The sequence below is a fragment of the Kluyvera sp. NPDC087067 genome, assembly GCF_044745165.1.
GTDB lineage: Bacteria > Pseudomonadota > Gammaproteobacteria > Enterobacterales > Enterobacteriaceae > Kluyvera.
The window spans coordinates 426,102-438,767 of record NZ_JBIUZS010000001.1 but is presented as its reverse complement, the minus strand read 5'-3'; the positions used below and the strand labels follow the sequence as shown (position 1 = coordinate 438,767).

The following is a 12,666-nucleotide window of genomic DNA, read 5'->3' as shown; positions in this document are numbered from 1 at the left end:
TTAATTTCATAGCTTTGTTGATGTTATCCTTGCTTCAATAGCCTTACCGATTTTAATAAACGGCCTTTCAATAAAAATATGAAGTAAGGTGGCAAAAGCAATACACACAGTAGCCAACAACATAAATTTAGAAATACCAACAAATCCTTGCGGAAAGAAATCATTGTACTTACTTACACTATATATTATTGGATAATGAGAAATGTAGAGAGAGAATGAAATATCCCCTAAAAAGTTTAAAGCTTTCGATTGTTTTACTTCATTATTTTTTTCATACAATAAACAACCACACAGGAGTATAAGAGCCCAAAAGCCAAAGTCTTGCATGCCAAAGCCTGAATGGTTTGGTTTAAAATAAAATGAAACTGCCAGGCTAACGCACAGATAAAACAGTATAGATGAGACTTCTTTCCCAATCCTTAAACTAAAAGTGCTATATATTATATATAAAAACATACCTATAACAAATTCTATTAAAATTGGCGACCCTACAAATCTTAATAATGAAAAATATTCATGTCCTTCTGGGACTTTGGGAGCAGCAGTTCCGGCAATCAATACTTCGCCATTAAAATGGGTTTGAACAATAATAAATGGTAACAATATCAACAATGAGCATATAAACACCCTGTATCTATGATTTATGAGCATAGCAACTGAAAATAATGCATAAAAGTAAATTTCATAAGTCAAAGTCCATGCCGGGCCAAGTAAGTTATAGCCGAAACCAGGGGAAGGAAGCTTATAATCTCGGTGAATAAAAAATAAAGATCTTAAAATCAGTTCAATGGGATCTACATGATATAGTGCCAGATATCCAAATGCGAAAGTAACAATAAACGTAGGGTAAATTCTAAAGAATCTTCTAATATTAAAAACAATAATACTCCGCTGATTAACCGTAGAAGCGGCAATAATAAACCCACTAATCATAAAAAACAAATCGACACCAAATGCCCCGCCGCCAAATAATATGTATCCTAAATCTTTCTGCGCATAAACATCATTCAGAAAAAATCTAAAATGAAAAAAGACAACTAATAGAGCAGCAATACCACGTAACTGATGAATACTGTCTATGTTTTTTCTTTTTATCATTCTAATCAACCCTAATTTTAAATAATTATAATTTATTATGGTTCCAAACCGCAAAATCATAGCATCTATATCAATCTTGATCGAGACTCATCGGTACGTTATCGTTCATTAGATAAGCACTTGCCACCAGGATAAGAAAAATTGCTCTTTTTGAAAGAGCACATCCGAATAGTGCACATTCATTTATGTTGCATCCATTTTGGACATGCCATCAAAGTACATTATTAAGAATATGCTCATCGCAAAATTTAATACGCGAAAATGCTCGAGCATGGCCGTACGAGAGAATGTTGGTAGAGTTGTGCTAAATACGTTATAGAAAAATTAAAAGGCTAATACAAAAACGGGAACCAACCGGCTCCCGTTCTCTTCTAACCCAGAATCTGGATTACATATTCGCGATAATCGCGTCACCAAACTCTGAACATTTCAGCAGTTTAGCGCCTTCCATCAGACGTTCGAAGTCATAGGTCACGGTTTTGTTGTTGATAGCGCCTTCCATACCTTTAACAATCAGGTCAGCGGCTTCGAACCATTCCATATGACGTAACATCATTTCAGCGGACAGGATGATAGAACCTGGGTTCACTTTATCCTGGCCTGCGTACTTCGGTGCAGTACCGTGGGTCGCTTCAAACAGCGCACATTCGTCACCGATGTTAGCGCCTGGGGCGATACCGATACCACCCACCTGAGCGGCCAGCGCATCAGAGATGTAGTCACCGTTGAGGTTCATACACGCGATAACGTCGTATTCAGCAGGACGCAGCAGGATCTGCTGCAGGAATGCATCGGCGATCACATCTTTAATGATGATTTCTTTGCCGGTGTTCGGGTTCTTAATCTTCTGCCATGGGCCGCCATCAATCAGTTCGCCGCCGAATTCGTCGCGAATCAACTGGTATCCCCAGTCTTTGAACGCGCCTTCGGTGAACTTCATGATGTTGCCTTTGTGAACCAGGGTCAGAGAATCGCGGTCATTGGTGATAGCGTATTCAATCGCCGCACGCACCAGACGCTTGGTCCCTTCTTCTGAACACGGCTTAATGCCGATACCGCAATGCTCTGGGAAGCGAATTTTTTTCACGCCCATTTCATCACGCAGGAATTTGATCACTTTCTCGGCGTCAGCGGAATCCGCTTTCCACTCGATACCCGCATAGATATCTTCTGAGTTCTCACGGAAGATAACCATATCGGTCAGTTCTGGGTGTTTAACCGGGCTTGGGGTGCCCTGATAGTAACGAACTGGACGCAGGCAAACATAGAGATCCAGTTCCTGGCGCAGGGCAACGTTCAGGGAACGGATACCGCCGCCAACTGGCGTCGTCAGAGGACCTTTGATTGCAACACGGTAGTCGCGGATGAGATCCAGCGTTTCGGCTGGCAGCCAGACGTCCTGGCCGTAGAGTTGGGTAGATTTTTCCCCGGTGTAAATTTCCATCCAGGAAATTTTACGCTCGCCTTTGTAGGCTTTTTCAACAGCGGCATCAACCACTTTGAGCATTGCCGGAGTCACGTCAATGCCGATACCGTCGCCTTCAATAAATGGGATAATCGGATTGTGTGGCACGTTCAGCTTGCCGTCTTTCAGGGTGATTTTTTGACCTTCCGCCGGAACAACTACTTTGCTTTCCATTCACCTCTCCTTCGAGCGCTACTGGTGTGCTCGTCATCCTTTACGCCACAGGTTGTTGCCGCTACTACGCCCATTCCGTCTACCCGGAGATGCACTGTCTTACCGTCTTCCTGCAACACAAAGAGTTTGAGCATTTTTGTTAATGTTTTGTAATAAGCCTGTCAATACTACCTGATTGTTTGGCGCCATGAAAGACTCACGTTATTAGGCTATAATGCGCGAATCTATAAAGCCTGAAAATACTATGATTAAGACTTCATTTAGAAAAAACCAGCTTGAGCGATTCAGCTCACGACAAGCAACCAAACAACGTAAAGATAACCAACCAAAACGCGTTATCTTGTTTAATAAACCCTATGATGTTTTGCCGCAATTTACGGATGAAGCGGGACGTAGCACGCTAAAAGATTTTATTCCCGTACAAAATGTGTACGCCGCCGGACGGCTCGATCGCGACAGCGAAGGCCTATTGGTGTTAACAAATGACGGTGCGCTACAGGCCAGACTCACGCAGCCGGGCAAACGGACGGGTAAAATTTACTACGTGCAGGTTGAGGGGGAGCCGACGGATGAAGCGCTGGAAGCACTCCGCAACGGTGTGACGCTTAACGATGGCCCGACGTTACCCGCCGGTATTGAGCGCGTTGACGAACCCGCATGGTTATGGCCGCGTACGCCCCCCATTCGCGAGCGAAAAGCCATTCCTACCGCCTGGCTAAAAGTGACGCTATATGAAGGGCGCAACCGTCAGGTCAGACGCATGACGGCGCATGTTGGCTATCCGACGCTACGGTTGATCCGCTACGCCATGGGGGATTACACGCTGGACAATCTGCCAAACGGACAATGGCGAGATGCCTGATTATCCGCCGCTGAGCGCGGGAAATTCTCCGCGCTCACGATGGTGATAATGAGCGTCAGCCATGCCAGTTTGATTTCTCCCTTCTCTTCTTTATATCCTTATCCTCTACTCACCCGATAAGGATGCCGCATGTTCAAGCCCCATGTCACCGTTGCCTGTGTGGTCCACGCTGAAGGCAAATTTCTGATTGTTGAAGAGACGATTAACAATAAAGCGCTATGGAATCAGCCTGCCGGTCATCTGGAAGCGGATGAAACGCTCGTCCAGGCCGCCCGTCGTGAGCTTTGGGAAGAGACCGGAATTAGCGCCACGCCGCAGCATTTCCTGCGGGTTCATCAGTGGATTGCGCCTGACAAAACGCCTTTTTTACGCTTTCTGTTTGTGGTTGAGCTTAGCGAAATGTGCGCCACGGAACCGCACGACAGCGATATTGACCGCTGCCTGTGGCTAAGCGCTGAGGAAATTCTTAACGCGAAGAATCTTCGTTCTGCGCTGGTTGCGGAAAGCATCCGCAGCTATCAGCAGGATGCCCGCTATCCGCTGTCGCTTATTGGCGAATTTAACTGGCCGTTTACAGAGGGTGTCAAGTAAAAGGCTGCGTGATAGAATATGCCGCCTTGAAGTCCAATGTCGTGAGTATTCCTATGTCAGAAAGCCAGAAAAAAGTGATCGTCGGCATGTCCGGCGGTGTAGATTCCTCCGTTTCCGCCTACCTGTTATTGCAACAAGGTTATAAGGTAGAAGGCCTGTTCATGAAGAACTGGGAGGAAGACGACGGCGAGGAATACTGTACTGCTGCAGCCGATCTGGCCGATGCGCAAGCGGTTTGCGATAAGCTCGGCATTGAGCTGCACACGGTGAACTTCGCCGCCGAATACTGGGACAACGTTTTTGAACTCTTCCTGGAAGAGTACAAAGCGGGCCGCACGCCTAACCCGGATATTCTGTGCAACAAAGAGATCAAATTTAAAGCCTTCCTCGAGTTTGCCGCTGAAGATCTGGGGGCGGACTATATTGCTACCGGTCACTATGTGCGTCGCGCTGACGTAAACGGTAAAAGCCAGCTCCTGCGCGGCCTGGACGGCAATAAAGATCAGAGCTACTTCCTCTATACCCTGGGTCACGATCAGGTCGCGCAAAGCCTGTTCCCGGTGGGTGAACTTGAGAAGCCGCAGGTGCGTAAGATCGCCGAAGAGCTGGATCTCATCACCGCGAAGAAAAAAGACTCCACCGGTATCTGTTTTATCGGCGAGCGCAAGTTCCGCGAATTCCTCGGTCGCTATCTGCCCGCACAGCCGGGCAAGATCATCACCGTTGATGGTGAAGAGATCGGCAGCCATCAGGGGCTGATGTACCACACTCTGGGCCAGCGTAAAGGCCTTGGGATCGGTGGTATTAAAGAAGGCAGCGAAGAACCATGGTACGTGGTTGATAAAGACGTCGAGAACAACATTCTGGTTGTGGCTCAGGGTCACGACCACCCGCGTCTGATGTCCGTTGGGCTAATTGCCCAGCAGTTACATTGGGTTGACCGCGAACCGGTCACCGGTACTTTCCGTTGTACCGTCAAAACCCGCTATCGCCAGACGGATATCCCTTGCACGGTGATCGCGCTGGACGCAGAACGTATTGAGGTTCGCTTTGATGAACCTGTTGCCGCCGTCACCCCTGGTCAATCCGCCGTGTTCTATAACGGTGAAATTTGCCTCGGCGGCGGCGTCATTGAGCAGCGCTTGCCGCTGCCGGTAGCCTAACAATATTGAGCGTGACCCCGCACCTGCGGAGGTTCAACGTAGCCTGTCAGACATCGCGACGTCGGGCAGGCGCCAACAAGGAGTGAGCGTGGCGAAGAATTATTATGACATCACCCTGGCGCTGGCCGGCATCTGCCAGTCCGCCCGTCTGGTGCAGCAACTGGCCCATCAGGGGCACTGTGACGGCGACGCGCTCCACGTCTCGCTAAACAGCGTTATCGATCTCAACCCAGACTCCACGCTGGGCGTTTTCGGTGGCAGTGAAGCCAATCTTCGCCTTGGCCTTGAAACCCTGCTTGGCGTGCTGAATGCCAGCAGCCGACAAGGCCTGAACGCTGAACTCACCCGCTACACGCTGAGTTTAATGGTGCTTGAACGTAAGCTTGCCGCAGCCAAAGGCGCGATGGATACGCTCGGCAACCAAATTAACGGTCTGCAACGCCAGTTGGACCATTTTGACTTACAGTCAGAAACCCTCCTCAGCGCCATGGCGGGAATTTATGTCGATGTGATTAGCCCGCTTGGCCCACGCATTCAGGTCACCGGCTCCCCTGCCGTTTTACAAAGCCCACAGGTGCAAGCCAAAGTGCGCGCCTCGTTACTGGCCGGTATCCGCGCGGCGGTACTGTGGCACCAGGTCGGCGGTGGCCGCCTGCAGCTGATGTTTTCTCGTAATCGCCTGACTACTCAGGCCAAACAAATTCTTGCTCATTTAACCCCGGAGTTATGATCTATGGAATTATCCTCACTGACCGCCGTTTCCCCTGTCGATGGACGCTACGGCGATAAAGTCAGCGCGCTGCGCGGGATTTTCAGCGAATACGGTTTGCTGAAATTTCGTGTACAAGTCGAAGTACGCTGGCTGCAAAAGCTGGCCGCACACGCAGCCGTCAAGGAAGTTCCAGCTTTTGCTGCCGACGCAAACGGTTACCTTGATAGCATCGTGGCTAACTTCAATGAAGAAGACGCCGCCCGTATTAAAACTATCGAGCGCACCACTAACCACGATGTGAAGGCAGTTGAGTATTTCCTGAAAGAAAAAGTTGCCTCCGTGCCTGAGCTGCACGCCGTGTCAGAGTTTATCCACTTTGCCTGCACCTCTGAGGACATCAACAACCTGTCCCACGCCTTGATGCTGAAAACCGCCCGCGAGGAAGTTGTCCTGCCCTACTGGCGTAAAGTTATCGATGCGATTAAAGATCTGGCGGTGCAGTATCGCGATATCCCCCTGCTCTCACGTACCCATGGTCAACCGGCTACGCCGTCAACCATCGGTAAAGAGATGGCCAACGTGGCTTACCGCATGGAGCGCCAGTTCCGTCAGTTAGAACAGGTTGAAATTCTTGGTAAAATCAACGGTGCGGTCGGTAACTATAACGCCCACATCGCCGCTTACCCGGACGTTGACTGGCACCAGTTCAGCGAAGAGTTCGTCACGTCGCTGGGTATTCAGTGGAACCCGTACACCACGCAGATCGAGCCGCATGACTATATCGCCGAGCTGTTTGACTGCATCGCCCGTTTCAACACCATCCTTATCGACTTCGATCGCGATGTCTGGGGTTACGTTGCGCTGAACCACTTCAAGCAGAAAACTATTGCGGGTGAAATTGGCTCATCCACCATGCCGCATAAAGTTAACCCGATCGACTTCGAAAACTCCGAAGGCAACCTGGGTCTGTCCAATGCACTTCTGCAGCATCTGGCGAGCAAACTGCCGGTTTCCCGCTGGCAGCGCGACCTGACCGACTCCACCGTATTACGTAACCTGGGCGTGGGTATCGGCTATGCCGTGATCGCTTATCAGTCCACCCTGAAAGGCGTGAGCAAGCTGGAAGTGAACCGCGATCGTCTGCTGGATGAACTGGACCATAACTGGGAAGTGTTAGCGGAGCCGATTCAGACCGTCATGCGTCGTTATGGCATTGAAAAGCCTTACGAAAAACTCAAAGAGCTGACGCGCGGCAAACGCGTTGACGCCGAGGGCATGAAGCAGTTTATCGACGGTCTGGCGCTGCCAGAAGAAGAGAAAACCCGCCTTAAAGCCATGACGCCAGCGAACTATATTGGCCGTGCGACCACCATGGTTGATGAGTTGAAATAATTTCAACCTTCCCCTCCTTCGCTCTGAAGGAGGGGAAACGCCTGATAATTTAATCAATGTTTATCTCCACAACGCCATAATCGGCGTTAATATATTCATGTTATTAATTAAATGGAGATACAGTATGCGCGTACTCGTCGTAGAGGATAACGCTCTGTTACGTCACCACCTGAAAGTTCAGCTCCAGGATATGGGCCATCAGGTAGATGCCGCAGAGGATGCGAAAGAAGCCGATTATTATCTGGGAGAACATGTTCCCGATATTGCTATCGTCGATTTAGGGTTGCCGGATGAAGACGGCTTGTCGCTGATTCGCCGCTGGCGCAGCCATGATATTTCACTGCCTATTCTGGTGCTGACCGCCCGCGAAGGCTGGCAGGACAAAGTTGAAGTGCTGAGCGCGGGCGCTGACGACTACGTCACCAAACCCTTCCATATTGAAGAAGTCTCAGCGCGGATGCAGGCGTTGATGCGCCGTAACAGCGGGCACGCTTCACAGGTTATCTCCTTACCGCCCTTCCAGGTTGACCTTTCACGCCGCGAGCTCTCCATTAATGACGAGGTCATAAAACTGACCGCTTTCGAATACACCATCATGGAAACGCTGATTCGCAACAACGGTAAAGTTGTCAGCAAAGATGCCCTCATGTTGCAGCTGTACCCGGACGCCGAATTACGCGAAAGCCATACTATTGATGTTCTGATGGGGCGTTTACGTAAAAAAATTCAGACTCAGTATCCTCACGACGTGATCATTACCGTGCGTGGTCAGGGCTATTTATTTGAACTGCGCGCATGAGAAATCTTCGTCGGCACATTTTTCCCTTGTCGCTGCGGGTGCGTTTTCTGCTCGCGACCGCCGCCGTAGTTATCGTGTTGTCGCTTTCTTATGGCATGGTGGCGCTGGTCGGGTATAGCGTCAGCTTCGATAAGACGACATTTCGCCTGCTGCGCGGTGAAAGTAATCTGTTCTATACCTTAGCCAAATGGGAAAACAATAAGCTTAGCGTCGATATTCCCGATAATCTCAGCATGCAAAGCCCAACGGTAGCGCTGATTTATGACGCCCACGGTAAGTTGTTGTGGCAGCAAAAAGATCTTCCCTGGTTGGTTAACCGCATCAGGCCGGACTGGCTTAGGGGCAACGGCTTTTATGAAATCGAAGCCGACGTGGATTCCACCAGCTCGCTATTGCGAAACGATCACGAAATCCAAAAAGAGCTGACTGAAATGCGCCTCCAGGGCGATGATTCGGAGATGACTCACTCCGTCGCCGTCAACAGTTACCCCGCGACTCGCCTGATGCCCGCCGTGGTGATTGTGGTGGTGGACACCATCCCTATCGAGCTTAAGCGTTCCTATATGGTCTGGAACTGGTTCTCTTATGTGCTGGTCGCCAACCTGCTGCTTGTCATTCCACTGCTGTGGGTCGCCGCACACTGGAGCCTTCGCCCCATCGCCGCGCTCACACGTGAGGTACGGGAGTTGGAAGAGCATCATCGCGAGCATCTGAATTCCGAGACCACCCGCGAGCTCACGAGCCTGGTACGTAATCTCAATCGGTTATTAAAGAGCGAACGTGAACGTTACGACAAATATCGCACTACCCTGACCGATCTTACCCACAGTCTCAAAACGCCGCTGGCGGTATTACAAAGTTCACTGCGCTCTCTGCGTAGCGAGCAAATTAGCGTTAGCGAAGCCGAACCGGTCATGCTTGAGCAAATCAGCCGTATCTCCCAGCAGATTGGCTACTACCTACATCGTGCCAGTATGCGCACTGACAGCACGTTACTGAGCCGTGAGCTGCATCCGGTGGCGCCACTGCTCGACAGCCTGATCTCCGCGCTAAATAAGGTCTATCAGCGTAAAGGGGTCAATATTACGCTGGATATCTCACCCGAGATTGTCTTCATTGGCGAGAAGAACGACTTTATGGAAGTGATGGGCAATCTTCTGGATAACGCCTGCAAATATTGCCTGGAGTTCGTGGAGGTGTCCGCCCGCCAGAACGGCAATGACCTGCATATCATCGTTGAAGATGACGGCCCCGGAATTCCACAGGGTAAGCGCGATATCGTCTTTGATAGAGGCCAGCGCGCCGATACGCTGCGTCCTGGGCAAGGCGTTGGGCTTGCCGTCGTCCGCGATATTGTGGAGCAGTACGATGGGCGCATCGTGACTCACGATAGCCTGCTCGGCGGGTCAAAAATGGAGGTTATTTTCAGCCACCAGGATGTGGATAGTCACGAAGGGTAAATAGTGTTACCGCAGCAGGGTAGTTTTGTGAATAAGAAGGTATAATCCGGTCATACACCTGCTGCGGAAATATTAATATGGAATATCACTTAACGCTCAACTGGCCCGATTTTATGGCGCGCTACTGGCAAAAACGTCCGGTTGTGCTCAAACGCGGGTTCGCCAACTTTATTGACCCAATTTCACCCGATGAACTGGCCGGTCTGGCGATGGAAAACGAAGTCGATAGCCGACTGGTGAGCCACCTCGACGGGGAATGGCAGGTTAAACATGGCCCATTTGAAAGTTACGATCATCTGGGTGAAAGCAACTGGTCGCTGCTGGTTCAGGCCGTGGATCATTGGCACGAACCTTCTAGCGCGCTGATGCGCCCTTTCCGCACCCTGCCCGACTGGCGTCTGGACGATCTGATGATCTCATTCTCCGTGCCGGGCGGCGGCGTAGGCCCGCATGTTGATCAATATGACGTCTTTATTATCCAGGGTACCGGCCGTCGTCGCTGGCGTGTGGGTGAAAAGACCGTACAGAAGCAGCACTGCCCGCATCCCGATCTGTTACAGGTTGCTCCGTTCGAAGCCATCATCGATGAAGAGATGGAACCCGGCGACATCCTCTATATTCCACCCGGCTTCCCGCATGAAGGCTATGCGCTGGAAAACTCGCTTAACTATTCCGTGGGCTTCCGTTCACCGAACAGCCGTGAGTTGATTAGCGGTTTCGCTGACTATGTGTTGCAGCGCGATCTGGGCAATCAGCACTATAGCGATCCTGATGTGCCCTCGCGCGACCATCCAGCGGATTTGCTGCCGGAAGAGGTAGAGCGTCTGCGCGGGATGATGCTGGATCTAATCGGACAGCCGGAACATTTCCAGCAGTGGCTGGGCGAGTTTATCAGCCAGTCACGACATGAGCTGGATATTGCTCCGCCGGAACCTCCGTATCAGCCCGATGAGATTTATGATGCGCTGCAACAAGGCGACATGCTGCAACGTTTAGGCGGCCTGCGGGTGATTCGCATCGGTGATGATTTCTTTGTTAACGGCGAGAAAGTCGACTCTCCGCACCGTCAGGCGCTGGATGCGATGGCAGGAAGCATCATGTTAGAAAGCCAGCACTTCGGCGAGGCGCTGGACGATCCATCGTTCCTGGCCATGCTGGCGGCGCTGGTGAACAGCGGGTATTGGTTCTTCGCCGAGTAAACTGCGAGACTTCCCGGCGACGCTGCGCTTGGCCGGGCTAGCAATAGATGTAGGCCGGATAAGGTGAAACCGCCATCCGGCATCTATGCAGTTGTGCCTGATGGCGCTCTGCTTATCAGGCCTACAATGCTGTCGCTGGTAGCCCGGACGAGGCGGGACGCCGACTCCGGGGAGGCTCGGTGCCCAATCCCGGCGGCGCTACGCTTGGCCGGGCTAGCTACAGATGTAGGCCGGATAAGGTGAAACCGCCATCCGGCATTTATGCTGTTGTGCCTGATGGCGCTCTGCTTATCAGGCCTACAATGCTGTCGCTGGTAGCCCGGACGAGGCGGGACGCCGACTCCGGGGAGGCTCGGTGCCCAATCCCGGCGGCGCTGCGCTTGGCCGGGCTACGTGGCGGGACGCCGACTCCGGGTTTACATCGAATCTTACCGCTGGCGTTTTGCCGTCAACTCAGCAATCCGTACAATCACCTGCACTGCTTTTTCCATCCCTTCCAGCGTCACAAACTCGTGTTTGCCGTGGTAGTTATAGCCGCCGGTGAAAATGTTCGGGCATGGCAGTCCCATAAATGACAGCTGGGCACCGTCCGTTCCGCCGCGGATTGGCTTCATGTCGGGTTCAATTCCGCAGTCGCGCATTGCCTGCTGGGCGATATCTACCACGTGAGGATGATCGGCCACCTTTTCCCGCATGTTGTAGTAGCTGTCTTCAATAATCAGCTCAATATAACAATCCGGGTGAAGCCCCTTGCCAACCTTCTTGGCAATTTCCATCATTTTGCGTTTGCGCGCTTCAAACTGCTTGCGGTCAAAATCGCGCACGATGTAGTGCATTTCAGCGCGATCCACCGAGCCTTTCATGCTGGTCAGATGGTAGAAACCTTCATAGCCCTCGGTCTTTTCCGGGCTTTCATCCGCAGGCACTTCGGCATGAATGCGCGCGGCCAGCGACAGCGCGTTGACCATCACCCCTTTTGCGGTGCCGGGATGGACGTTATTGCCGACAATCTTGATGGTCACGGACGCTGCGTTGAAATTTTCATATTCCAGTTCGCCGACGCCGCCACCGTCGATGGTGTAGGCCCACTGAGCGTTAAAAGCCGCGACATCGAAATGTTTCGCGCCCTTGCCGACCTCTTCGTCCGGCGTGAAGGCCACGCGAATATCACCATGCGGCACATTTTTTTCTTTCATCACCGCCAGCGCGGTCATAATTTCCGCGATGCCCGCTTTATCATCGGCGCCGAGCAGCGTTTTGCCATCGGTGGTGATAAGCGTCTGACCAAGCAGCTGATGCAGTACCGGGAACATCACCGGCGACAGCACTTCATCGCCAATACCCAGCGCAATATCACCGCCGCGATAGTTTTCAACAATTTGTGGGTTGACGTTTTTACCGCTGAAATCAGGTGCGGTATCAACATGGGAAATAAATCCAATCGCCGGGATATCACCGCTAACGTTGGCAGGGAGCGTGCCCATCAGCGTACCCTTCTCACTCAGGGTGACGTTGACCAGTCCCATTGTTTCTAACTGTTCTTTGAGCAGGTTCAACAGCTTCCATTGTCCCTCGGTACTCGGTACCTGACGCACGCCAGACTTCGATTGCGTGTCCAGTGAAACGTACTGCAAAAAACGTTCGAGCAATTTATCCATGTAGCCACCCTCTCTTTTTGTGACAACATTATCAATAAGCGAGAAAAGACAAATATTGCGTCAGGTCACTTTTAGTCCGGCAAAGACGATTTT

At 51.2% G+C, this 12,666-nt stretch carries 11 protein-coding genes; 8 read left to right on the top strand and 3 right to left on the bottom strand.

Annotated elements, in window-relative coordinates:
- Window positions 1-6: 6 nt before the first annotated feature.
- Both ACIPDS_RS01965 and icd read right to left on the bottom strand, forming a co-directional pair.
- On the bottom strand, window positions 7-1,098 hold the full coding sequence (locus ACIPDS_RS01965; RefSeq protein ID WP_400732196.1) for an acyltransferase family protein: 1,092 nt from the start codon (window positions 1,096-1,098) through the stop codon (window positions 7-9).
- A gap of 388 nt (window positions 1,099-1,486) precedes the next feature.
- Window positions 1,487-2,737, bottom strand: a complete 1,251-nt coding sequence (gene icd / locus ACIPDS_RS01960; RefSeq protein WP_166514195.1) for an NADP-dependent isocitrate dehydrogenase — start codon at window positions 2,735-2,737, stop codon at window positions 1,487-1,489.
- A gap of 214 nt (window positions 2,738-2,951) precedes the next feature.
- On the opposite strand from icd, the gene rluE reads away from it, so the two are divergent.
- The 8 genes from rluE to ACIPDS_RS01920 all read left to right on the top strand — a co-directional run bounded on the left by rluE (window position 2,952) and on the right by ACIPDS_RS01920 (window position 10,915).
- On the top strand, window positions 2,952-3,599 hold the full coding sequence (rluE, locus tag ACIPDS_RS01955) for a 23S rRNA pseudouridine(2457) synthase RluE (protein WP_400732195.1): 648 nt from the start codon (window positions 2,952-2,954) through the stop codon (window positions 3,597-3,599).
- 129 nt (window positions 3,600-3,728) lie between these two features.
- Complete coding sequence (locus ACIPDS_RS01950) at window positions 3,729-4,190, top strand: NUDIX hydrolase (RefSeq protein WP_400732194.1); 462 nt, start codon at window positions 3,729-3,731, stop codon at window positions 4,188-4,190.
- 53 nt (window positions 4,191-4,243) lie between these two features.
- A complete protein-coding gene (gene mnmA, locus ACIPDS_RS01945) occupies window positions 4,244-5,353 on the top strand; it encodes a tRNA 2-thiouridine(34) synthase MnmA (RefSeq protein ID WP_400732193.1) in 1,110 nt (369 codons plus the stop codon).
- 88 nt (window positions 5,354-5,441) lie between these two features.
- Entirely contained in the window at window positions 5,442-6,083 is a 642-nt protein-coding gene (hflD, locus tag ACIPDS_RS01940) for a high frequency lysogenization protein HflD (RefSeq protein ID WP_166514199.1), read from the top strand.
- 3 nt (window positions 6,084-6,086) lie between these two features.
- The gene (purB, locus tag ACIPDS_RS01935) at window positions 6,087-7,457 is read left to right on the top strand and encodes an adenylosuccinate lyase (RefSeq protein WP_166514200.1); all 1,371 of its coding nucleotides are present in this window, start codon (window positions 6,087-6,089) and stop codon (window positions 7,455-7,457) included.
- Window positions 7,458-7,581: 124 nt separating this feature from the next.
- Window positions 7,582-8,256, top strand: a complete 675-nt coding sequence (gene phoP, locus ACIPDS_RS01930; protein ID WP_166514201.1) for a two-component system response regulator PhoP — start codon at window positions 7,582-7,584, stop codon at window positions 8,254-8,256.
- On the top strand, window positions 8,253-9,716 hold the full coding sequence (gene phoQ / locus ACIPDS_RS01925; protein WP_400732192.1) for a two-component system sensor histidine kinase PhoQ: 1,464 nt from the start codon (window positions 8,253-8,255) through the stop codon (window positions 9,714-9,716). The genes phoP and phoQ overlap by 4 nt, the downstream gene beginning before the upstream one ends.
- Before the next feature lie 77 nt (window positions 9,717-9,793).
- Window positions 9,794-10,915 carry a JmjC domain-containing protein gene (locus ACIPDS_RS01920; protein ID WP_400732191.1) on the top strand — a complete coding sequence of 374 codons (1,122 nt, stop codon included), beginning with the start codon at window positions 9,794-9,796 and terminating at the stop codon, window positions 10,913-10,915.
- A gap of 428 nt (window positions 10,916-11,343) precedes the next feature.
- On the opposite strand, the gene pepT is transcribed toward ACIPDS_RS01920, so the two are convergent.
- Entirely contained in the window at window positions 11,344-12,573 is a 1,230-nt protein-coding gene (gene pepT / locus ACIPDS_RS01915; protein WP_166514204.1) for a peptidase T, read from the bottom strand.
- Window positions 12,574-12,666 lie beyond the last annotated feature (93 nt).